This window comes from Fundidesulfovibrio agrisoli, from assembly GCF_022808715.1.
Lineage (GTDB): Bacteria > Desulfobacterota > Desulfovibrionia > Desulfovibrionales > Desulfovibrionaceae > Fundidesulfovibrio > Fundidesulfovibrio agrisoli.
In genome coordinates this window covers 33,611-56,053 of record NZ_JAKZKX010000014.1, presented here as the reverse complement: position 1 = coordinate 56,053, position 22,443 = coordinate 33,611, and the positions used below count along the sequence as shown (strand labels likewise).

Annotated in this window: 15 protein-coding genes; 8 read left to right on the top strand and 7 right to left on the bottom strand. The window is 66.7% G+C overall.

Annotated elements, in window-relative coordinates; translation table 11 throughout:
* Positions 1-30: 30 nt before the first annotated feature.
* Positions 31-474, bottom strand: coding sequence for a Fur family transcriptional regulator (locus MLE27_RS11445; RefSeq protein ID WP_243312209.1), 444 nt, complete (start codon positions 472-474; stop codon positions 31-33).
* 186 nt (positions 475-660) lie between these two features.
* Here MLE27_RS11445 and purD point away from each other — a divergent pair, with 186 nt between their 5' ends.
* Together purD and purE are read left to right on the top strand one after the other, a co-directional pair.
* On the top strand, positions 661-1,941 hold the full coding sequence (gene purD / locus MLE27_RS11440; RefSeq protein ID WP_243312208.1) for a phosphoribosylamine--glycine ligase: 1,281 nt from the start codon (positions 661-663) through the stop codon (positions 1,939-1,941).
* Entirely contained in the window at positions 1,938-2,432 is a 495-nt protein-coding gene (gene purE, locus MLE27_RS11435) for a 5-(carboxyamino)imidazole ribonucleotide mutase (protein WP_243312207.1), read from the top strand. Before purD ends, purE begins: the two co-directional genes overlap by 4 nt.
* A gap of 82 nt (positions 2,433-2,514) precedes the next feature.
* Here the strand turns inward: purE and MLE27_RS18265 are convergent, their stop codons facing one another.
* The 5 genes from MLE27_RS18265 to MLE27_RS11415 all read right to left on the bottom strand — a co-directional run bounded on the left by MLE27_RS18265 (position 2,515) and on the right by MLE27_RS11415 (position 10,403).
* Complete coding sequence (locus tag MLE27_RS18265) at positions 2,515-2,937, bottom strand: TIR domain-containing protein (RefSeq protein WP_423747980.1); 423 nt, start codon at positions 2,935-2,937, stop codon at positions 2,515-2,517.
* Between the two features lie 301 nt (positions 2,938-3,238).
* Positions 3,239-4,924, bottom strand: a complete 1,686-nt coding sequence (gene ettA / locus MLE27_RS11430) for an energy-dependent translational throttle protein EttA (RefSeq protein ID WP_243312206.1) — start codon at positions 4,922-4,924, stop codon at positions 3,239-3,241.
* A gap of 396 nt (positions 4,925-5,320) precedes the next feature.
* Positions 5,321-6,223: a delta(1)-pyrroline-2-carboxylate reductase family protein gene (locus tag MLE27_RS11425; protein ID WP_243312205.1), complete on the bottom strand. Its 903-nt coding sequence runs from the start codon at positions 6,221-6,223 to the stop codon at positions 5,321-5,323.
* Complete coding sequence (locus tag MLE27_RS11420; protein WP_243312204.1) at positions 6,220-9,306, bottom strand: efflux RND transporter permease subunit; 3,087 nt, start codon at positions 9,304-9,306, stop codon at positions 6,220-6,222. The genes MLE27_RS11425 and MLE27_RS11420 overlap by 4 nt, the downstream gene beginning before the upstream one ends.
* A complete protein-coding gene (locus tag MLE27_RS11415; protein WP_243312203.1) occupies positions 9,303-10,403 on the bottom strand; it encodes an efflux RND transporter periplasmic adaptor subunit in 1,101 nt (366 codons plus the stop codon). Before MLE27_RS11415 ends, MLE27_RS11420 begins: the two co-directional genes overlap by 4 nt.
* Before the next feature lie 218 nt (positions 10,404-10,621).
* On the opposite strand from MLE27_RS11415, the gene MLE27_RS11410 reads away from it, so the two are divergent.
* From MLE27_RS11410 to MLE27_RS11385, 6 genes are all read left to right on the top strand, one after another.
* Entirely contained in the window at positions 10,622-11,896 is a 1,275-nt protein-coding gene (locus MLE27_RS11410) for a M23 family metallopeptidase (protein WP_243312202.1), read from the top strand.
* 283 nt (positions 11,897-12,179) lie between these two features.
* Positions 12,180-14,372: a type II secretion system secretin GspD gene (gene gspD, locus MLE27_RS11405; RefSeq protein ID WP_243312201.1), complete on the top strand. Its 2,193-nt coding sequence runs from the start codon at positions 12,180-12,182 to the stop codon at positions 14,370-14,372.
* Positions 14,373-14,380: 8 nt separating this feature from the next.
* Positions 14,381-16,270: a GspE/PulE family protein gene (locus tag MLE27_RS11400; RefSeq protein WP_243312200.1), complete on the top strand. Its 1,890-nt coding sequence runs from the start codon at positions 14,381-14,383 to the stop codon at positions 16,268-16,270.
* Between the two features lie 35 nt (positions 16,271-16,305).
* On the top strand, positions 16,306-17,316 hold the full coding sequence (locus MLE27_RS11395) for a beta propeller repeat protein (RefSeq protein ID WP_243312199.1): 1,011 nt from the start codon (positions 16,306-16,308) through the stop codon (positions 17,314-17,316).
* 7 nt (positions 17,317-17,323) lie between these two features.
* Positions 17,324-19,501 (top strand): STT3 domain-containing protein, encoded by a 2,178-nt coding sequence (locus tag MLE27_RS11390; protein WP_243312198.1) that lies wholly within the window; start codon positions 17,324-17,326, stop codon positions 19,499-19,501.
* 39 nt (positions 19,502-19,540) lie between these two features.
* Complete coding sequence (locus MLE27_RS11385; protein ID WP_243312197.1) at positions 19,541-21,586, top strand: glycosyltransferase; 2,046 nt, start codon at positions 19,541-19,543, stop codon at positions 21,584-21,586.
* Between the two features lie 198 nt (positions 21,587-21,784).
* On the opposite strand, the gene MLE27_RS11380 is transcribed toward MLE27_RS11385, so the two are convergent.
* Positions 21,785-22,438 (bottom strand): lactate utilization protein, encoded by a 654-nt coding sequence (locus tag MLE27_RS11380; protein ID WP_243312196.1) that lies wholly within the window; start codon positions 22,436-22,438, stop codon positions 21,785-21,787.
* Between the last annotated feature and the right edge of the window lie 5 nt (positions 22,439-22,443).

Here is a 22,443-nt window from a genome sequence, read left to right as displayed (position 1 = left end):
TCTCCCGACAGGACAACAAACCCGACTAAATCAGTTCGTTATCCCGTCAGCGGCGCACTTCTCGCAGACGCCCCGAACCACCACACGCCTGTCATCCACGCGGCCAAGGGCCCTGGAATTCTCCGGGAGTTCCAAACTGTCGAACTCGTCCCAGAGGAAATCGTAGATCGACTTGCAGCGCGAACAGACGAAGTGGTGATGCGGACTGGTGTCCGCGTCGAAACGGCCCTGGTCGCCGGTGACGGGGACGCGCATGATAAGCCCCACCTCGTCGAAGGTGGAGAGCGTCCTGTACACCGTGTCCAGCGAGATGGTCGGCAGCCGCTTGCGGACGCGCCCGAACACGGTCTCCGCGCTGGGGTGGTCCTTGGCAGCTACGAGCTCGCGCAGGATCTCCAGGCGCTGATGCGTGAGCCGGAGCCCTTTTTCCTGGGAAATCCCCTTGAACCGTTCCAGTGCGGAATCGAAATCCATAGGAACAGCCGGAGCTTGGAGCATAAGTACCTCGCTATGGGCATTTTCTAGTTTCAATACCCTACGGAAGATGGATGTCAAGTAATAATGAGAATTGTTCGTAACAAGTACATTCTTGGAAATGACCCGTTTGATTTCGATGCCCACTTGCGCTAACCGTGCCTGACCGCAATCCAAGGAGCGAACATGAACGTCCTGCTGGTGGGTTCGGGCGGCCGCGAGCACGCCCTGGCCTGGAAACTCAGCCAAAGTCCCCTCGTATCCTCGCTGTTCGTCGCGCCGGGCAACGGCGGCACCGCCCTGGTGGCCCGCAACGTGCCCATCAAGGATACCGACATAGACGCCCTGGTGGCCTTCGCCAAGGAAAACGCCTGCGGCCTGGTGGTGGCCGGACCCGAAGCCCCCCTGGTGGCGGGCCTGTCCGACGCCCTGGCCGGCGCGGGCATCCCCTGCTTCGGCCCGGACGCCTACTCCGCGCAGTTGGAAGGCTCCAAGGCCTTCGCCAAGCAGATCATGCGCCTCTCCGGCGTGCCCACCGCCGACTTCGAAGTCTTCACCGACTACGCCGCCGCCAAGGCCCATGTCTCCGCCCGGCCGCTGCCCATGGTGGTCAAGGCCGACGGCCTGGCCGCGGGCAAGGGCGTGGTGGTGGCCAAGACCCGCCAGGAGGCCCTGGACGCCATCGAGGACATGATGGCCGCCCGCAGCTTCGGCGCGGCAGGCGACAAGGTGGTGGTGGAGGACTGCCTGGTGGGCGAGGAGGCATCCTTCCTGGCCTTCTGCGACGGCAAGACCGTAGTGCCGATGCCCTCCTGCCAGGACCACAAGGCCGTGGGCGAAGGCGACACCGGCCCCAACACCGGCGGCATGGGCGCCTACAGCCCCGCCCCGGTGCTGCCCGACACCGAATGGGAGCGCATGGCCAAGCTGGTGATCGAGCCCATCGTGCGCACCCTGGCCGAACAGGGCCACCCCTTCAAGGGCGTGCTCTACGCCGGGCTGATGATGACCGAGAACGGCCCCGGCGTGCTCGAATACAACGTGCGCTTCGGCGACCCCGAGTGCCAGCCGCTGCTCATGCGCCTGGAATCCGACATCGTGCCCGTGATGCTGGCCTGCGCCAAGGGCGAGCTCGAGCCCTCCCTGGTGCGCTGGAGCCCCAAGACCGCGCTGTGCGTGGTCATGGCCGCCGGGGGCTACCCCGGCTCCTACGCCAAAGGCATGGAGATCACCGGCCTGGAGCGGGCCGACCAGGTTGACGGGGCCAAGGTCTTCGTGGCCGGGGCGGCCCTCGAGGGCGGCACCCTCAAGACCACCGGCGGCAGGGTTCTGGGCGTCAGCGCCCTGGGCGACACCCTGGCCCTGGCCCAGGCCCAGGCCTACAAGGCCGTGGCCGAGCTGCACTTCGACAAAGCATACTTCCGCCGCGACATCGGCGACAAAGGAATCAGGAGGCTCGCGCAATGACTTCCGTTGCCATCTTCATCGGCTCCATCTCCGACAAGGACGTGATGCAGCCCTGCTCGGACATCCTGAACGATTTGGGCATCCCGCACCTGTACACCGTCACCAGCGCGCACCGCACTCCGGAGCGCACCGAGAGCCTCGTGCGCGACCTGGAGGCCGACGGCTGCCAGGTGTTCATCTGCGCCGCCGGCATGGCCGCGCACCTGGCCGGGGCCGTGGCCGCGCGCACCATCAAGCCTGTGCTCGGCGTGCCCGTGAACGCCTCGCCCCTGGGCGGCATGGACGCCCTGCTCTCCACCGTGCAGATGCCTCCGGGCTTCCCCGTGGGCACCCTGGCCGTGGACAAGGCCGGGGCGCGCAACGCCGCCTGGCTGGCCGCGCAGATCCTGGCTTTGAACGACCCCGAGATCGCCGAGAAGATCAAGAAAGCCCGCCAGGGCTTCGTGGAAGGCGTGGAGAAGGCCGCGAAAGAAATGGAAGGGAACGGCTGAGCCTCCCCGCGATTTCAAGGCAGAATGAAGAAGAGAAGGCCGGCGCAAGCCGGCCTTTTTCTTTACTTTAACTAGGATTGGGTCAAAACGGGATGGGCCAACTCAGGGTTCTACAAATTTTACGCACAATAGATGGTGCATTAAAACCAACAGGCCCACCCTGGTTGCCAGCAGATGCAATTCTTGAAGGTGTTCCCCCAGCATAGCCAAAAGGATTTACGCTCAAAATCGGTTTATTGTAACCCACTGCACATTCGAGCTCGAACATGCACCACCTACTGTTACTTATGGCCATATTTGCAAATATAATAAAGTAGTTACACTGCCTAACCTGCTCAGCGAGCATGGCTTTTATTATACCTACCCGCGTTGCATCGGCCGGGTCATGCTGCGGGACAGAATAGTTAAGGAATCCGAAACCATATTGTGCAAATTTCTGTGTAAGGCCGTAATAGTTTTGGTTGCTATCCCAACGATGAGAAATAAAGACGTTTGGTTTTGGCATAGTCCCTCTTCGCTATAGCTAGGCTCATCTTTACTTTCTTTGATGCCCTTAATCTCAGCCTGATACCGCAGCCTACTGACTCCTGTCGGGCGATATATAAGATCTTTTATAATACGCACCAAACGCCATTGTGTCTAGCCACGAACTTTAAGCCAAGCTGCTCCACCAAAGAATTTTCGTGGCTCTTTTCCTGAAGAGGGAAGCACATGACATGATAGGGGTGAAAACTATTCATGAAATAAGCCCCCGGCCGCCACACTGGCGGCCGGGGGCCTTTTCATATGCCAATGATTCGCCCGCGCTAGGCCCGGGCGAACTTCCTGTACTTGATGCGGTGGGGCTGGTCGGCCTCCTTGCCCAGGCGGGCTTTGCGGTCCGCCTCGTACTCGGAGTAGTTGCCGTCGAACCAGACGGCCTTGCTGTCGCCCTCGAAGGCCAGGATGTGCGTGGCCACGCGGTCCAGGAACCACCTGTCGTGGCTGATGACCAGGGCGCAGCCCGCGAAGTTCACCAGGGCGTCCTCCAGGGCGCGCATGGTGTTCACGTCCAGGTCGTTGGTGGGTTCGTCGAGCAGGAGCACGTTGGCCCCGCTCTTGAGCATGCGCGCCAGGAACACGCGGTTGCGCTCGCCGCCGGAGAGCAGGCTGACCTTCTTCTGCTGGTCCGGGCCGGTCATGCCGAAGCGCGCCACGTAGGCCCGCGCGTTGACCTCGCGCCTGCCGAGCATCACGGTCTCCTGCCCTTCGCTGATGGCGTCGTAGACGGTCATGTCGTCCTTGAGGGCCTCGCGGGACTGGTCCACGTGGGCCATGACCACCGTATCGCCCAGCACCAGCTCGCCGCAGTCGGGCTTTTCCTTCCCGGTTATCATGCGGAACAGGGTGGACTTGCCCGCGCCGTTGGGGCCGATGATGCCCACGATGGCGCCGGGGGGGATGATGAAATCCAGGTCGTCCACGAGCATGTTGTCGCCGAAGGCCTTGCACACGTGGGAGGCCTCGATGACCTTGTTGCCCAGGCGCGGCCCGGCGGGGATGTAGATTTCGAGATCCTTGGCGACCTTGTCGGAGTCCTGCGCGGCCAGGGACTCGTAGGCGCTGATTCGGGCCTTGCTCTTGGCGTGGCGGCCCTTGGGGTTCATCCTGATCCAGTCGAGCTCGCGCTCCAGGGTCTTGCGGCGCTCGTCCTCGGCTTTTTCCTCGTTCTTGAGGCGCTCCTGCTTCTGCTCCAGCCAAGAGGAGTAGTTGCCCTTCCAGGGGATGCCCCGGCCGCGGTCCAGCTCCAGGATCCAGCCCGCCACGTTGTCCAGGAAGTAGCGGTCGTGGGTGACGGCGATGATGGTGCCCGGGTAGGTGTGCAGGTGGTGCTCCAGCCAGGCCACGGTCTCGGCGTCCAGGTGGTTGGTGGGTTCGTCCAGCAGCAGGATGTCGGGCTTCTTGAGCAGCAGGCGGCACAAGGCCACGCGGCGCTTCTCGCCGCCGGAGATGACCTTCACCGGGGTGTCGGGCGGGGGGCAGCGCAGGGCGTCCATGGCCATGTCCAGGCGGGAGTCGATGTCCCAGGCGTCCGCGGCGTCGAGCTTCTCCTGCACCGCGCCCTGGCGTTCGATGAGCTTGTCCATGGCGTCGTCGTCCATGGGCTCGGCGAACTTGGCGTTGATCTCCTCGAACTCGCGGACCAGGGCCATGGTCTCGGCCACGCCCTCCTCCACGATCTCGCGCACGGTCTTGGTCTCGTCCAGCATGGGCTCCTGCTCCAGGTAGCCGATGGTGTAGCCGGGGGCCAGCACCGTCTCGCCCTGGAAGTCCTTGTCCACGCCGGCCAGGATCTTCAGCAGCGTGGACTTGCCCGAGCCGTTCATGCCCAGCACGCCGATCTTCGCGCCGTAGAAGTAGGACAGCGAGATGTTCTGCAGGATGGGTTTCTTGTCGTGGAACTTGGAAACCTTGATCATCGAGTAGATGATCTTGTTCGGTTCGTCAGCCATGGAAGCTCCTACTGATGTTCTTCATCATGTGATGGTTCCGGATGTGAGCCGGGTTTGTTGCTTCAAAATAAACATTCGGCACCGGGGGCAGCGCAGTTGAGCCGCATCCGCCGGCCACACAGACCTATAAGGGATTCCAAAGGGAGGAACTCCCTTTGGCCGCCGGAGGCCTCCTTTTGGCATGCACTTCGGGGATGGAAAACGCCTCCGGCGGCCAAAGGGCTTCGCCCTTTGGAATCCCCTCCGGCTTCGCGTCCCGTCCGGGAACGCTCAGGGCGTCCGAACGGATTTAGTCCAAACGTGCGAGGTGTTACGCGCCGAGGCCCGGGCGCGTCGAGCGGGTTACCCTAGGGGCAGCGGGAAGGATTGTCAAATACGGTCGGACAACCCGCCGCACTACAGCAAATGCCCGAAGGCCAGGCGCGCGGCGGCGAGGTCCAGGGAGGCATGCCCCACGCTCTTGTAGAACACCGGGCCGGTCAGCTCCAGGCGTTCGGTCACGGCCTCCAGGGGGGTGACGTCCTTCCAATCCGCCCCGGCCAGGATCAGGTCCCCGGCTTCGGTGCGGGCGGCGTCCAGGTCGTCCACGAACAGGCGGCAGCGACGAACCAACGCGGCGGGCACTTCGGCCCTGTCGGCATGGAAGGAGCCCACTGCGGCGATGAAGGCGTCCTCCCGGACGTTTTCCGGCACCACCGGGGTGGGGCTGGTGGTGGCGGCCACGATCAGCGAGGCGCGGGCGGCGGCCTCCTCCGCGCTGGCCACGGCCGTGGCCGGGATTCCCAGCTCCGAGAGCCTGTCCGCCATGGCCTCGGCCCTGCTCAAACGCAGGGAGCAGACGTGCACCCGCTCCACGCCGAGCCCTTCAGCGAAGGCCAGGGCGTGGGCCATGGCCTGCACGCCAGCGCCCAGCACCAGCAGTTCCCCGCCCGGATGAGGGGCCAGGCGCGTGGCCGCCAGCAGCGTTGCGGCGGCGGTGCGCCGGGCCGTGGCCTCGGGGCCGTCGAGCATGCCCAGGCGGCGGCCCGTCCTGGCGCACATGGCCACCACCTCGCCGTGCAGCAGCGGCAGGCCCTTGTCGGCGTTGCCCGGGTGCAGGGTGACCAGCTTGGTCACGGCCATCTCCCCGTCGGAGGCGGGCATGGCCAGCAGCACGCCCGCGCCGGGCAAAGGCATGTGCAGCCGCTCCGGCGCGGTCACCCGACCGGCGGCCTTGGCGGCCAAAACCCCGGCCACGGTCCTCGCCAGAGGCGTGAACGGAAGCAACTCGGCGGTGCGCTCGGCGTCGGCGGTCGTCATGCGGCTTCCTCCTCCCCACCCTTCTTGCGTTTGAGCCAGTTCTGCAACTGGTCGAGGTAGGTGTAGAACACCGGGGTCAGGTAGAGCGTCACCACCTGGGAGATGGCCAGGCCGCCCGCCACCGAGAGGCCCAGGGGCTGGCGGGCCTGCCCGCCCGCGCCGTAGGCCATGGCGATGGGCATGATGCCCGCGATGGCGGCAACGGTGGTCATCATGATGGGCCGGAAACGGGTGAGGCAGCCCTCGAACACGGCATCCGTGGGGGACTTGCCATGCTTTTCGGCCTCGATGGCGAAGTCGATGACCATGATGGCGTTCTTCTTCACGATGCCGATCAGCATGATGATGCCCACGAAGCCGTAGAGGTCCAGTTCGCGCCCGAAGACGATCAGCGCCACCAGGCCGCCCAGGGCCGCCGAGGGCAGGCCCGAGAGGATGGTGATGGGGTGCACGAAGCTCTCATAGAGCACGCCCAGGATGATGTAGATGACCACCACGGCCAAGAGCAGCAGGAAGGGCACGCTGGCCGCCGACTGCTTGAACGCCGTGGCCTGGCCCTCGAAGGTGCGGCTGATGTCGCCCGGGAGCTCCTTGTCGGCCAGCTCGGTGATGGCGTTCACCGCCTGGCCCAGGGAGTAGCCCTCGGCCGTGTTGAAGGAGATGGTCACCGAGGTCAGCTGGCCGGTGTGGTTCACCGTGATGGGCCCGACGCCTTCCTCCAAGGCCACCAGGTTGGCCAGCGGGACGAGCTTGTCCTTGTTCTTGTCCTTGTTGTTCTCCAGGTCGGGCTGCACGTAGAGCTTGGAGAGCAGGCCCGGGTCGCGCTGGAACTCGGGGTCCACCTCGATGACCACGCGGTAGGTGTCCGTGGTGGCGTAGATGTTCGATATCTGGCGCGCGCCGTAGGCCGACCACAGCGCCGTCTCGATGGCCTTGGCCGAGATGCCGTAGCTGGCGGCCTTGTCGCGGTCGATGCGCAGCATCACCTGGGGGCCGTCTATCTGCATGTCGGAGTTGACGTCGCGCAGTTCCGGCAGCGCGCGCATCTTGTCCTCGAGCTGGCGGGCCGTGGCGTAGAGCTTGTCCACCTCGGGGGAGAGCAGCGTGAACTGGTAGAGCGCGCGCGTGGAGCGCCCGCCGATCTGGATGGCGGGCGGGTTGAACATGAACAGCCGCAGGTCCTTGATGGAGGAGAGCTTGGCGCGCAGGGTGTTCAGCACGCCGTTGATGTCCTCCTTGCGCTCGTGCGCGGGCTTGACCAGCGTGAAGAAGGCCGCGTTGTTCATGGAGGTGTTGGGGCCGCCCACGCCCACGATGCCCACCATCTTGCGCACGTTCTCGTCGGCGGAGACGATCTCCGCCACGCGCAGGATGCGCTCCTTCATGGACTCGAAGGAGGCGCTCTGCTCGGCCATGGCGTAGCCGTAGATGAAGCCCGCGTCCGTGGTGGGGATGAAGCCCGTGGGCACCTTGGTGAACGTCCAGCCCGTGAGCGCCAGGATGCCGAAGCTTGCCATGAGCGTGGCGAAGCGGTGGCGCAGCACGAAGCGCAGGGAGACCTCGTACCCGCGCTCCATGGCCGAGAAGATCCTGCCGGAGTGGCCCACCGTGCCCTGGCGCAGGAACTGGCTGCAGAGCATGGGCGTGAAGGAGAGCGTGACGAAGCCCGAGACGATGATGGCGATGGTGATGGTCACCGCCAGCTCGTTGAGGATGCGGCCCAGGATGCCCGCCATGAACATGATCGGGATGAACACCACCGCCAGGGAGAGCGTCATGGACACGATGGTGAAGCCGATCTGGCGCGCGCCGTCCAGGGCGGCCTGCATGGGCGGCTTGCCCATCTCCATGTGGCGCACGATGTTCTCGAGCATGACGATGGCGTCGTCCACGATGAAGCCCACCGCCAGGGTGAGCGCCATGAGCGAGAGGTTGTCCAGGGAGAAGCCCATCTGCTTCATGACCGCGAACGTGCCGATGATGGCCGCCGGGATGGCCAGGCTGGAGATGACAGTGGCGCGTGCGTTCTTGAGGAACAGGAACACCACCACGACCACCAGGGCGATGGACAGGGCCATGGTGAACTTCACGTCCTGCACGGACTCGCGGATGGTGTCCGAGCGGTCGTACATGACCTCGAACTCCACGGACTGGGGCAGCGTGGCCTTGATGGCGGGCAGCAGGGCCTTGATGTCGTCCACCACGCGGATGGTGTTGGTGCCGGGCTGGCGGCGCACGGCGATGGTCAGCGAGGGCGTGGTGTTGTGGTAGGAGGCGTTCTTGTCGTTGATGGTGGAGTCCACCGCGGTGCCCACGTCGGAAAGGCGGATGGGCTTCTCGCCCCTCCAGGCGATGACCTGGTTGATGTACTGCCGGGCGTTCATGAGCATGCCCTTGGCCTTGATGGTGAAGAGCTTCACCTGGCCGTAGAGCGAGCCCGTGGGCAGGTTCACGTTCTCCGACACGAAGGCGTCCGCCACCTGGTTGATGGAGAGGTTGTAGGCGGCCAGCTTGTCGGGGTCCACCCGGATGCGCGGGGAGTAGGTCTGGTCGCCGTAGATGGCCACCTGGGCCACGCCGGAGATCATGGAGATTCGCTGGGAAACGAAGGTCTTGGCGTAGTCCGTGAGCTTGTACAGCGGCAGCGTGGAGGAGCGCATGCCGATGTAGAGGATGGGCGTGTCCGCCGGGTTGACCTTCTGGTAGGTGGGCGGGTTGGGCAGGTTGGAGGGCAGGTAGCCGCTGGCCGCCGAGATGGCGGTCTGCACGTCCGAGCCCGCGCCGTCGATGTTCCGGTTGAGCTCGAACTGCAAAATGATGGTGGTCTGCCCCAGGGTGTTCACCGAGTTCATGGAGGTGATGCCCGCGATGGTGGCGAACTGCTTCTCCAGGGGGGTGGCCACGGATGAGGCCATGGTCTCGGGGTCCGCGCCGGGCAGGCTGGCCACCACCTGGATGGTGGGGAAGTCGATGGCCGGCATCTCGGAGACGGGCAGCGCATCGTAGGCTGTGAGGCCCAGGAACAGCAGGCCGAAGGTGATGAGCGCCGTGGCGATGGGGCGCTTTATGAAGATGTCGGTCATTGCTGGGCTCCGGCTCCCTGGACGGTGACGGCCCCGCCCGGGGCCACCCGGATCACGCCGTCGGAGATGATGGTCTCGCCCGGTGCCACGCCCTCGAGGATCACGACCTCCCTGCGCCCGACCATCCTGCCGGTGGTCACCTTGCGCAGCTCCGCGGTGGACTTGTCCGAGACCACGAACACGAAGGAGCCGTCCTGCCGGGTCATCACCGCGTCGGAGGGGATCACGGTGCGGCCCTTCTCCACGGTGAGCACGGCCTGCATGTTGACGAACTGGCCGGGCCAGAGCGCGAGTTCCTTGTTCTCGAACTGGGCCTGGATCATTATCATGCCGGTCTGCACGTCCACCGCGTTGTCGATGGCCGTGAGCACGCCGCGCTCCTTGATGTCGTTCTCCTCCTTGGGGACGCGGGCCGTGACGGGCACGGTCTCCTTGCCGAACCAGGAGCGCACCAGGGGCAGGTCCGCCTCGTTGACGGAGAAGCGCACCAGCACGGGCTGCACCTGGTTGATGGTGGCGATGGCCGTGGTGTTGGCGCTGACGATGTTGCCGGGCTTCACGTTCTGGTAGCCGGCAGCGCCAGATACGGGCGAGGTGATGCGGCAGTAGGCCAGGTTGATGCGCGCGGTCTCCAGCGCGCCCTGGTCGGAGCGGACCTGCTGCCAGCCGGACTCGAAATCGGTGCGCTTCTGCTCGTAGTCGTCCCGGCTGACGACCTCCTTCTGCACAAGGTCCTTGTAGCGCAGGTAGTCCCGCCCGGCCTGGTCCGCCTTGGCCCAGTCGCGCTTGAGCGCGCCCAGGGCCTCGGCCACCTTGGCCTCGAAGGGCTTGGGGTCGATGACGGCGAGCAGGTCACCCTCGCGGACGATGGCCCCTTCCTTGAAGTCGACCGACTTGAGCAGGCCCGTGACCTGCGGTGTCACCGTGACGGTGCGCATGGCCACCACGTGGCCGATGCCGTTGACCACCACGGGCGCGTCCTTGACTTGGGCCTTGACCGCGCCCACAGGCACCGGCCTGGCCTGAGGAGGCTCGGCCTTTTTCTGGCATGCGGAGCAGACGACGACGAACAACAACAGCAGTGCGGACAGTCTCATTTTCACCTGGGAATCCCCGGAGCAGCGATTTCAGCGCGAATTAACCGTTTTGCCACCGCACGTCCAGCGATCCCCATAGGACACGAAGCGTTTCATCCAGGGAACACAGCCCTTGTGCTTGCGGGCGGGCCACGGTAAGGCAGCGTCGAAGCGCGCCGCGGTCCCGGCGCAACACTCCAACCACATCGGCAGCTATGGGCAAGTTCATATCATTTCTGTTGTTGATCATCCTCGCGGGTGCCGGCGTCGGCGCGTACTACTTCACGCGGGACATGGCCGCCCCGGAGGTGCAGCTCACCCCGGACAGGCCCGCCACGGGCAGCAAACGGGAGTTCGCCGTCACCGCCGGCGACGAAGGCTCCGGCGTGCGCACCCTGAAGGTCTCCGTTCTGCAAGGCCAGAAGGAAACCACCATCATCCAGAAGACCTACGACCCGGCCCCCAAGTCCATCCAGGAGAAGTTCACCCTGGAGCAGGCCGGGCTGCGCGAAGGCCAGTTCGACATCGTGGTCGTGGTCGCGGACAAGTCCGTGTTCAATTTCGGCGCGGGCAACACCACCCGCATCAGCAGGACCATGAACCTCGACAACCGCGCCCCGGTGATCAACGTGCTCTCCCAGGCGCACATCATCAAGCAGGGCGGCGCTTGCGGCGTGGTCTACCAGGTCAACAAGGACGTGGAGCGCTCCGGCGTCATGGTCGGCGACATGTTCTTCCCCGGCTACAAGCTCGATACCGGCAACTACGCCTGCATCTTCGCCTTCCCCTGGAACATGGACCCCTCCCGCTTCCAGCCCCGCCTCTTCGCCGAGGATTCGGCCGGCAACGAGCGCAGCATCTCCTTCCGGTACCAGGCCCGCGCCACCAAGTTCAAGCACGACAACCTGAACGTGGGCGACGAGTTCCTGCAGGCCAAGATGCCCCAGTTCGAGACCATGTACCCCGACATCAAGGACCCCGTGGCCCTCTACGTGAAGGTCAACCGGGACGTCCGCAAGGAGAACGTGGCCAAACTCTTCGAGTTCGCCTCCAAGACCTCCCCCAAGATGCTCTGGGACGGCGCCTTCCTGCGCCTGCCCAACGCCGCGCCCAGGGCGGGCTTCGGCGACGGCCGCTCCTACTTCTACAAGAACCAGAAGATCGACGAGGAGACCCACCTCGGCGTGGACCTGGCCTCCCTGGAGAACGCCCAGGTGCCCGCCGCCAACAACGGGCGGGTGGTGTTCACCGGGTTCTTCGGCATCTACGGCAACGCCGTGGTGCTGGACCACGGTTGGGGCCTGCAGACCATCTACTCGCACCTGAGCCAGATTCGCGTGAAGGAAGGCGACGAGGTGAAGAAGGGCGACATCCTGGGCAACACGGGCGCGACGGGCCTGGCCGCGGGAGACCATCTGCACTTCGGCATCATCCTGCAGGGCATCGAGGTGCAGCCCATCGAATGGTGGGACCCCCACTGGATCAAGGACAACATAACAGGCAAGTTCCAATAGGCCTGCCGCTTTCCCGGCGCACGCGGCCGGCATCTGATATGCCGCCGCGTGCGCCCGAACGCAGACGCCACGCATAACGACTGCATTCCCCGCCGACGCATCACCCCCTCAATAGAACATCCCGCCCGCTTCACGGCGGCAGCACCGCAGCCACTTTCCCGTTGACAGCCACGACACCGGGAAGTAATTCAGCGGAGATAGAATATTCGCTACACTAGCATCCGACACCGTCCGGCATGATTCTCGCGCCGCGCACGGCGTCCTTGCCATACAGGAGTCACTCATGACCTTGGGTTCACGCGCAGGTTCCACCCTCGCCCTGGCGGCGTTCGCCCTGGCTCTCACGTTGCTGGCGGCGTCCGCGTCCCTGGCGCAGACCGTGGCGCAGACCCCGGAGCAGCCCCTGCCCGGCGGGCCGCCCATCGGCAAGCCCACCATGACGCAACCCCTCCCCGGCTCCGAACCGATCCAGACCGCCCCCCGGCAGCCCGAGCCCGCCGCCCCTCCGGCCCAGACGGCCATCCAGCCCATGCAGAAGACGCCGCCCACACCCGGCGCCAAGGTGCCGACGCCACTGAACGAGGCCACGCTCCCCAGCAACGAGACCATGGTCACGCTGAACTTCGACAGCGTGGACATTCGATCCTTCATTAAATATATCAGCCAGATATCCGGCAAGAACTTCGTGATCGACGATGCCGTGAAGGGCAACGTCTCCGTGGTTTCGCCCCAGGCCATCTCCGTCAAGGACGCCTACAAGGTCTTCGAGTCCGTGCTGGAGGTCAACGGCTACACCACGCTGCCCTCGGGCAAGTACACCAAGATCGTGCCCTCCAAGACCAGCCGCACCCGTAGCATGGAGACCGTTGAAGGCGGCAGGGAGACCGCCGGACAGCCCGACGACCGCATGGTCACCCAGGTGATCGCCCTGCGCTACATCCGCTCCCCCGAGGTCCGCAAGGTGCTGACCCCCATGGTCTCCACCGACGGCCTCATCGCCGACTACCCCGAGACCAACACGCTGGTGGTCACCGACTTCAAGCCCAACATCAACCGCCTGATCGCCATCATCTCCCAGATCGACGTGCCCGGGGCCAAGTCCGGCCTGTCGCTGGTCTCCCTCAAGTTCGCCCAGGCCTCCAAGGTGGCCCAGAAGATCGACAAGCTCATGGCCCAGGAGCCCAAGAAGGAAGGCGGCGGCACGCGCGTGGCCATCGTGCCCGACGAGCGCACCAACTCCCTGCTGGTGCTGGCCGAGCCGGACTACCTGGCCCAGGTCAAGACCCTGGTGGCCAAGCTGGACGTGCCCAACGTCAAGAGCCAGGGCAACTTCCGGGTCTACCACCTGCAGCACGCCGACGCCGAGAACCTGAGCAAGGTGCTCACCGACCTCTTGAGCAAGGGCGGCTCCGCCGGCACCACCGAGGGCGGAAAGCCCGCGCCCATCGTCTCCGACACGGTGCGCTTCGTGGCGGACAAGTCCACCAACAGCCTGCTCATCACGGCCGACCAGGAGGACTTCCCCTTCATCAACGACGTTCTGGGCAAGCTCGACATCCCCCGCAAGCAGGTCTACGTGGAGGCGCTCATCATGGAGGTCTCCACCGACAAGGCCTTCAGCTTCGGCGTGGACATCAACGTGGCCAACAGGCAGGCCGCGCTGGGCGACTCCAGCAAGGGCGGCCTGATCTTCGGCTCCTCCAACCCGGCGGGGTACCAGTCGGTATACAACTCCTCGGGCTCGCTCATCCCGCCCGCGGGCCTTGCCCTGGGCGCGGTGGCCTTCCCGGTGAAGGTGGGCGAGGTGATCTACTCCAACCTGCAGGTGCTGGTGAACGCCGCCAAGACCGACAACAGCTTCAACATCATCTCCACCCCGCAGCTCATGACCCTCGACAACGAGGAGGCCACCATCACCGTGGCCGAGAACCGCCCCTTCCTCACCGCGCAGGACGTGGGCCAGAGCACCACCGACAAGACTTTCCAGCGCTTCGACTACAAGGACGTGGGCACAACCCTGAAGGTGACCCCGCAGATCAACGAGGGCAACACCATAAAGCTCAAGATCAAGCAGGAGACCAGCCGCGTCGACGAAACCGTCACGCAGCAGACCGGCACCCTCCAGCCCACCACGCGCAAACGCCTCACCGAGACCACCGTCCTGATAAAGGACGGACAGACCATCGTGCTCTCGGGCCTCATCGGCAAGAGCCGCAGCGAAGGCCACAGCAAGGTGCCCGGCCTGGGCGACATCCCCATCCTGGGCAACCTCTTCAAGAAGCGCTCCGAGGACGACCTCAAGACCAACCTCTTCGTGTTCATCACCCCGCGCATCGCAAGCACCGCGGAGATCAACTCGGAAATCCTGCGGGACAAGCGCGCCAACATCGACAGCGTGATCCACCTCACCCAGTCGACCATGCCGCCCATCCCCAAGGCGCCGGTGATGTTCGGCCCCATCGGCAAGGACCGCTAGCCCGGGCCATGAGCGTCCTGGATCAGGCCCTGCGCAAGGCCCTCGCCGGCCTCAAGGACAAGCTCCGCGTGGAGGAGCTGAAGGCCTCCGTGCTCGGTCGATTCCGGCCCCGCGCCGACGGGTCACGCCCCGGCGGGCCGGAAGCTTCCACTGAGGAAAACGGCGACGACGCGCAAGCCACCCTGCCCGAGGCGACACACGGCGCGCCACCCCCGGCCTGGGCGGCCGAGCTCTCCGCCAGGCTCGGCGTGGCCTGGCCGGAGCTGCGCATCCACCTGGCCGAATACTTCCGCACGGGCGGCCCCCTGGTGCCCCTGCTGGCCGGGCTCTCCAAGCGCGAAGAGGCCGAGGCCGCCAGGGTGCTGGCCGAAGTGCTCGGGCTGGAGTTCCGCAGCGCGCCCGCCTTTGAGCCCCAGGACGTGGAGCGCCTGCGCCGCACCCCCCTGGCCTACCTCAAGAACCAGCTCGTGGCCCCGGCGGGCCCCGTGGAGAACATGCTGCTCTACACCGCCGACCCTCTGCGCACGGAGCTCCACGGCGACATGGCCCGCATGTTCGGCGCACAGGTGGTGCACCCGGTGGTGGTGCCCGCCCAGGCCCTGATCGACGCGCTCAACAACGTCTTCGGCCAGGCCGAGGAAGACGCCCTGCCCATGATGGACGACTCCAGCCTGGACGATTTCTCCGCCCCGCCGCCCGACAGCCTCTCCACCGCCGACCTCCTGGACGAAACCAGCAACTCCCCCGTCATCAAGCTGGTGAACCTGCTGCTCACCCAGGCCGTGAAGGACCTCTGCAGCGACATCCACCTGGAGCCATACTCCAACACCTTCAAGATCCGCTTCCGCCTGGACGGCGTGCTCTACGACTTCAAGGTGCTGGACAAGCGCTGGCACGCGCCCGTGGTCTCCCACGTGAAGATCCGCTCCAAGCTGGACATCGCGGAGAAGCGCCTGCCTCAGGACGGCAGCTTCGACGTGCGCCTGGGCAACCGCAACGTGGACATCCGCGTCTCGGTGTTCCCCACCAAATTCGGGGAGCGCGTGGTCATGCGCCTGCTGGAGAAGAACTCCCGCGTGCTCTCCCTGGAGGAGCTGGGCCTTTCCTCGAGGCATTTCGGCATCTTCAAGGATCTCGTCACTCTGCCCCACGGCATCATCCTGGTCTCCGGGCCCACGGGCAGCGGCAAGTCCACCACGCTCTACGCGGCCATGAACGAGATCAAGTCCTCCGACAAGAACATCCTGACCATCGAGGACCCCGTCGAGTACCAGCTGGACGGCGTGGGCCAGATGCAGGTGAACACCAAGATCGACCTGACCTTCGCCAGCGGCCTGCGCTCCATCCTGCGCCAGGACCCCGACGTCATCCTGGTGGGCGAAATCCGCGACAAGGAGACCGCCCAGATCGCCTGCCAGGCCGCCCTCACGGGCCATCTGGTGTTCTCCACCCTGCACACCAACGACGCGGCTGGCTCCGTGACGCGCCTCATCGACTTCGGCATCGAGTCCTTCCTGGTGTGCTCCACCATGCGCGCGGTCATGGCCCAGCGACTGGTGCGCAAGCTCTGCACGCACTGCCGGGAGCCCTTCATCCCCACCCCGGAGCAGCTGCTGCGCCTGGGCAGCTCCGGCGAGTCGCTCCAGGGCCGCGAGATCTACCGCCACCAGGGTTGCAAGAACTGCATGAACACCGGCTTCAGGGGCCGTACATCCATCCACGAGCTGCTGGTGATGAACGAAGAGCTGGCCGAAACCGTGATGCACACCTCCGAGGCGGGGAAAATACGCCAGGTGGCCATCAACCACGGCATGCTCACCCTGCGCCAGGACGGCATCGAGAAGGTGCTGGCCGGAGTGACCACCATAGAGGAAGTCGTCAAGGCAACAGTCGTATAAATACAGATCGCACCAAAACAACAAGGACGGAAGAGATGCTTCTGTTTCGCGTGTTTCTGGCCGTGTGCTTCGCCGCCGTGATGTCTAGCGGATTCACCTCCAACGCGGAGGCAGCCTGGAAAACCGTCTCCCCCTCCGGTTATTCGGGTTCGACCTTCACCGGCATCTGGCAGCCCCAGCCGGGCCTGCGCTTCATTTCCGCCAGCAACGGCGCGATCATCCAGAATAACGGGACCAAGTGGACCGCTCTCCAGTCCCCCACGAACCAGAATCTCACGGCCGTCTGGGGCCAAGTCTACCAGAACAACGGCACCTCCGCGGCCAAGGTGAACCTCTACGCCGTTGGCAGCCAGGGGGCCATGCTCCACTACAACGCCTCGGGCTGGCAGTTGCAGAACAACGCCACCGTGCTCAAGCTCAACTCGGTCTGGGGGGCTTCCACCACGACCCCGGCCGGCCCCGCCATGGTGGCCACCGGGCAGGACGGCATCTTCGTCAACGACCTGATGGGGCAGAACAACTGGCGCCAAGTGTACCACCTCAACGGCGTCAATTTCCAGGGCCTCAGCGGCGACTCCCCTCGGCACGTGCTTGCGGGCGCGTCGGCGGGCAACATCTGGACCGGCGGCGGCAGCCAGCTCGAGTATTGGTACCCCTATCCCACGAACGGCAACCAGGACATCACCGCCATCTGGAGCGACGCCCCGGGCTCGTTCTACGCCGTCGGCAGCAGCGGGCTCGCGCTGCACGGCAACGGGAGCGTCTGGCAGAGCATGTCCACCCCCACCAGCAGAACCTTGCGCGCGGTATGGGGCACCAGCGCCAGCAACGTGTACGCCGTGGGCGACCAGGGCACCATCCTGCGCTTCGACGGCAACGCCTGGAACCTTGAAACCAGCAACACCACGCAGGACCTGCTGGGCGTGTGCGGCAGCTCCGCCAGCGACGTGACCGTGGTGGGCGCCAACGGCACCGTGCTCAACAACGGCGCATCCCTGAACCACGCCACACTTGCCGCGGCCCTGGCCATCCTGCTGGGCCAGTAGAATCCTCATGAGCCTCACCGCCGGAAGGCGCGCCCTTCCGGCGGTGGCGGCCATCCTCCTGGGCCTGGCGGCCCGCTTCAGCGAATTCCAAGCCTGGGATTCCCCCTGGCTCAGCTGGGAGGGCCTGCCCCTGCTGCCCAGCTTCGACGCCTACGGCTGGCTGGCCGGGGCCGCCTGCGTGGGCCGCCTGGCCGGGGAGCCGCTCTCCATGCTGTTGGCCGCGCTGCACCGGCTGACAGGCCTGCCCCTGGAAGTCCTCGGGTTCTGGCTCCCCGCGCTGCTGGCCCCGCTGGCGGCATGGCCCGTGGCCCGGCTGTGCAGCCTGGCCCAGGTCCCGGAGGCGGCCCTGACGGCTGGCGCGGCCACGGTGCTTGCCCCGGCCTACCTCTACCGCACGCGGCTGGGCTTCTGCGACACGGACATGCTCGTGCTGCCCCTGCTCTGCGGCTGCGCCTGGGCCCTGGGTTCCTGGGCGGCCCGCCTGGGGGATGACTCCGGGAAGGGTTCCAACGCCCCCGCTCTGACCAGGGCGGTCGCGGCAGGCGCGCTGCTGGCCCTGACCTGCGCGGCGTACCCCAGCGGCAGGGTGGTGGCGGCGGGCATGGCCGTCTGCGCCCTGGCCGCGGCGTCCTGCCTGGGCGTGCGCTCGTTGCGCAGCGTGCTGCCGGGCGCTGGCCTGTTCGCCGTTGCCGTGGGCCTGGGGTTCTGGCCCTTCGCCTTCGCTGCCGTGTTGCTGGGGGCCTGGGTGCGCCTGCCCGCCACTCTGCGCCCGCGCGGCAGGCTGCGCGCCGCCTTGCTGCTGCTGGCCGGGTGCGCCCTGGCGGCGGTCCTGGCCTATTCGCTCCCTTCCATCTGGGAGAAGCTCCGGGCCATGCTGTTCTTCTTCGCCAAGCTGCCCGGCCAGACGACGATGCCGGGCCAGACGCCCCTGCCGGGAGCCTCCCCCAGCCTGCTGGAGGCCCAGACCCCCGACCTGCCGGAGACTCTGCGCCAGGCCGGTTTCCACTGGATACTGGCCGCCGCGGCTGCCCCAGGCTACCTGTGGGCCCTGTTCCGCGCGCCCGTCCTGCTGCCAACGCTGCCCCTGGCGCTGCTTGCGGCCTCATCGCCATGGCTAGGCGTCCGCTTCGCCATGTACGGCGGACCCGCGCTGGGCCTGGGCCTGGCGGCGGGAGGGGCGCTGCTGGCCGGTGCAATGCGGCTGGGCTCCTGGGCCGGGAGGGGCATGCAGGCGGCATTGCTCGCCGTGCTGGCTGTCCTCGCGGCCAGGGACGCGGCTACCCTCGTCCCCTTGCCGGTGTTGAGCCCCCGGCACGCGCAGGCGCTGTCGCACTTGCGGACCATGGTCCATCACGAAGCCCAGGTCTGGACCTGGTGGGACTACGGCTACGCGGCCCAACACCTCGCGGGGCTGCGCACCTTCGCCGATCCGGGCAACAACGGCGGCGAGGTGCTCTATCTGCAATCCATGGCCCTGGCCGCCCCTGACGACGCCAAGGCCGCCCGGGCCATGCTGCTGGCGGCGCGCACGCAGGCGTCCGGGCCGCCCCCCGCGCCCTGTCCCCGTTGGTGCGCCCCGTTCGGCCTGGCCTGCGTCCCCCCGAACCCCGATGCTTTCTTTCCCCTGGCCGGGAAGGACCTCGCCGCAACCCGCGCCGTGCTGGCTTCCCTGGACGCCCCTCTGCCGCCCGGCCCCCTCGGTGCGAATTTACCGGAGCAGTACCTCGTGGTCTCCTGGGAGGCGCTGCGCACCGCGCGCTGGCCCCTGGCCTTCGCCGCCTGGGACCCGCAGGCCCCGCAGCCGGGAGCCGGCCCGTTCCCCTTCCTGGCCCTGAAGCCCAAAAGCATCGACCTGGATAACGGCGTGATTGAACTCGAAGAGGGCGTGTTCCCCCTGGATGGCATTCTTATCCGCAACGCCTCGGGCAAGGGCGCGTCGCGCCACTGGAACCGGCCCGGGGCTGCGTTCGCCGCGCTGAACCTGGGCAACCAGGAGCTAATCGTCATGGACGAACGCTCTCGTGAGAGCGCTGCCGCGCGCCTGCTGCTGGACGATCCGCCCGGCGCGGAATCGCCCTTCGAACTGGTGGACGACGGCGCGCCCTGGGTGCGCGTCTACAGGCTGCGCGCACAGCTCGGCGAAACCGTTGACATTCCCTCCGGGCCGTCGGAACATGCGCCCTGATCCCGAAACCTCCACCCGCATTCTGTCACGGTAACGCCCATGCAGCACAGATTCCTGAGCCGGATCGAATTCGTCGGCGGCCTCAACGTCGAAGGTTTCGCGGTGGACCAGGACGCGCCCGAGCGTGTGCTCACGGTGCTGGCCGTGGAGGACGGCGCGGTGCTGGCCTCGGCCCGGGCGGACACCCCCCGGCCGGACCTCAAGGCCCAGGACATCGGCTCCGGGCATGGCGGCTTCCTGCTGCGCCTGCCCCTGCGCCTGGCCGACGGGCGGGAGCACAGCGTGCGCATCCGCCTGGAGGACGGCCGCGAGCTGAACGGCAGCCCGGCCCTGATCGCCCTCCCGGCCCGTGGGCTTCGGGCCCTGCTGCGGGGCACCGCGGATGAGCTTGGGCGCATCGCGCCGGAACAGGCCCGGCGGCTGCTGCACGCGGCGGACATGGTGGGCAGGCTGGAGGAGCGCGCGCCCCAATCCCTGGATTTCTCCGACTGGCCTGACTACCGCGCCCTGATGCTGCCCGAATTGCTAGCAGACTTGCGAAGCGGCAGCAGCGCCGCGCCCGGCCCCGCCGTGGCTGCGATCCGCATGGGCGGCGATGCCGGGCAGGCCCTGGAGGCCCTGCGCGCCCAGACCGTTGCGCCGGGCGCGGCCGTCCAGTTGGGCGGCGACGCCCCCTTCTCGCCCGGCGTCCCGCACGTGCCGGACAGCCCAGCGGCCCTGTCGCAAGCCCTGGATCAGCTGGGCGCGGCGCATGACACCCCCGTGTTTTTGGCGGGACCGGGCGTCAGCTTGGACCCGCACGCCCTGGAGGCATTCTCCCTGGCCCTGCGCGAGCATCCCCTGGTTTACAGCGACCACGAGGCCCCGGCCGCTCCGAACCAGCCGCCCCTGCCCCGGCTCAAGCCCGCCTGGGACTACGACCTCCAGCTCTCCACCGGCTACACCGGCGGCGTGCTGGGAGTGCGCGCCGGGCTGCTGCGCGGCCTGCCCGCAGGCGCTGATTGGGCGGACCTGCCCCTGCTGCTCCTTGAGCGCCTGGGCGGCGCGGCCCCCGCCCACCTGCCCCTGCCTCTCTGGAGCAGGCTGACGCCGGCCCCCGCGCCGGACCTCCAGGCCGTGCGCCGCCATCTGGCCAGGACCGCACCGTCGGCCCAGGCCTGCGAAGGCCCCGGCGGGACCATCCGCGTGGAGTGGCCCCTGCCTCCAGGCCCCAGCCTGACCTGCGTGCTGCCCACCAAGGATCAGCCCGCCCTGCTGCGCCAGTGCCTGAACAGCCTGCGGGGCCTAGCCGTCGCGGCCATTCCCCTGGATGTGGTGGTGGTGGACAACGGCAGCGCCCTGCCTGAGGCTCTGGCTTTGTTGGCCGAGCTGGAGGCCACGCCGGGCGTCCACGTGGTGCGCGCGCCCGGGCCGTTCAACTACTCCAGGCTGGCCAACGCAGGGGCGGGCCACGGTGCGGGCTCCGTCCTGGCGCTCCTGAACGACGACCTGCTCTTCCCGGCAGATCCTTCAGGGGGCTGGCTGCGCCACGTGCTGGGTCACTTCTCCCGGCCGGATGTTGGCGTGGTCGGCGTGAAGCTGCTCTATCCCGACGGGCTGGTGCAGCACGCGGGCATGACTCTGGGGCCGGACGCCACGGCCGTGCACGCCTTCCGCCACTGTGCGGGCACCGAGCCCGGCTACATGGGCCTGGCCGCCGCAACCCGGCAGTGCTCCGCCGTCACGGGAGCCTGCCTGTTCACGCCCCGGGCGCTCTTCAAACGCCTGGGCGGGCTGGACGAGCACGAACTGGCCGTGACCTTCAACGACGTGGACTACTGCCTGCGCGTGCGCCAGCAAGGCTTGCGCACCGTGTGCACGCCCCACGCCTGGGCCTGGCACCTGGAGTCCGCCAGCCGGGGCGCGGACGACTCCCCCCGCAAGCTGGCCCGCGCCTCGCGGGAGCTGGCCCTGTTCGCCGAGCGCTGGGGGGCCTTCCTGGAGGACGACCCGCACTACCACCCCCTGCTGGGCCGCCGGGGCCTGCCCTACCTGGGCCTGCGCTTCCCGCTGCCTGTCGCCGGCCATCTGGGCCGCCCGCGCTGAACGCATGAAAAAGGCCGCGCCCTTTCGGGACGCGGCCTTCGCGCGGTCAGTGCGCGATGAATCTCGACACCAATGACAGCCCGCTCAAAAACGCGCCGGCAAGGCGCGGGGAAAAGCCGGGGCCGAAGCGTATTGCGCATTCGTGAGGGGCTGGCTTTTCAGCCGCAACGCGGCCAGGGCGGAATTTTCAGCGGGCTGCTAGAAGCCCAGGTCTTCGTTGACGAGAACCACCACGGTCCGCTCCTTGGGGGCGGACTTCACGGTGATCGTCCAGGTGTTGCAGATGCGCTCGGGGGAGTGGCAGTCCTCGCAGCGGTGGGTGGACACGCAGGGCGTCTTCCTGCTCAGGCGCGCCGCGTTCACCGGGGCCGCCAGGGAGCGGATGTGCTCCATGGCCGAGAATTCGTCGGGGCAGAGCTTGTTGCGCCCGGCCACCACGATGACCTTCTTGGGGCCGAAGGTCAGGGATGCCACGCGGTTGCCGGTGCCGTCCAGGTTCACCAGCGCGCCCTGCTCGGTCACGGCGTTGGTGCTGGTGATGAACAGGTCGGCCAACAGGGCCTGCCTGCGCAGCTCCACCATCTCGGCGGGGGGCAGGGAATAATTGTAGGTGTCGAAAATCTTGAGGCCGGGCACGGCCTTGACCGCTTCATAGATGCCGTTCTCGGCCAGGGTCATGGAGCCCCCGAAGGAGACTGAGCCGGGCTTGCACTCGGGCAGCAGCGTGCCCAGAATGAGCTCCTTGGCATCCTTCGCGGTTTCAACCACGTGGGCGCCGAAATTGTTCTTGCGCAGCGCCTTGGCGGTTTCCTCCAGACGGCTCTGATGGAATTCCTTCAGTTTTGGATGCATGGTGA

What these genes read in the sequence shown, in the direction of transcription:
- MLE27_RS11445 (WP_243312209.1), bottom strand. Translation starts at nt 474, where the DNA reads ATGGATTTCGATTCCGCACTGGAACGGTTCAAGGGGATTTCCCAGGAA.
- MLE27_RS11420 (WP_243312204.1), bottom strand. Translation starts at nt 9,306, where the DNA reads ATGACCGACATCTTCATAAAGCGCCCCATCGCCACGGCGCTCATCACC.
- purE (WP_243312207.1), top strand. Translation starts at nt 1,938, where the DNA reads ATGACTTCCGTTGCCATCTTCATCGGCTCCATCTCCGACAAGGACGTG.
- MLE27_RS11400 (WP_243312200.1), top strand. Translation starts at nt 14,381, where the DNA reads ATGAGCGTCCTGGATCAGGCCCTGCGCAAGGCCCTCGCCGGCCTCAAG.
- purD (WP_243312208.1), top strand. Translation starts at nt 661, where the DNA reads ATGAACGTCCTGCTGGTGGGTTCGGGCGGCCGCGAGCACGCCCTGGCC.
- MLE27_RS11395 (WP_243312199.1), top strand. Translation starts at nt 16,306, where the DNA reads ATGCTTCTGTTTCGCGTGTTTCTGGCCGTGTGCTTCGCCGCCGTGATG.
- MLE27_RS11425 (WP_243312205.1), bottom strand. Translation starts at nt 6,223, where the DNA reads ATGACGACCGCCGACGCCGAGCGCACCGCCGAGTTGCTTCCGTTCACG.
- MLE27_RS11390 (WP_243312198.1), top strand. Translation starts at nt 17,324, where the DNA reads ATGAGCCTCACCGCCGGAAGGCGCGCCCTTCCGGCGGTGGCGGCCATC.
- MLE27_RS11385 (WP_243312197.1), top strand. Translation starts at nt 19,541, where the DNA reads ATGCAGCACAGATTCCTGAGCCGGATCGAATTCGTCGGCGGCCTCAAC.
- gspD (WP_243312201.1), top strand. Translation starts at nt 12,180, where the DNA reads ATGACCTTGGGTTCACGCGCAGGTTCCACCCTCGCCCTGGCGGCGTTC.
- MLE27_RS11380 (WP_243312196.1), bottom strand. Translation starts at nt 22,438, where the DNA reads ATGCATCCAAAACTGAAGGAATTCCATCAGAGCCGTCTGGAGGAAACC.
- MLE27_RS11415 (WP_243312203.1), bottom strand. Translation starts at nt 10,403, where the DNA reads ATGAGACTGTCCGCACTGCTGTTGTTGTTCGTCGTCGTCTGCTCCGCA.
- ettA (WP_243312206.1), bottom strand. Translation starts at nt 4,924, where the DNA reads ATGGCTGACGAACCGAACAAGATCATCTACTCGATGATCAAGGTTTCC.
- MLE27_RS18265 (WP_423747980.1), bottom strand. Translation starts at nt 2,937, where the DNA reads ATGCCAAAACCAAACGTCTTTATTTCTCATCGTTGGGATAGCAACCAA.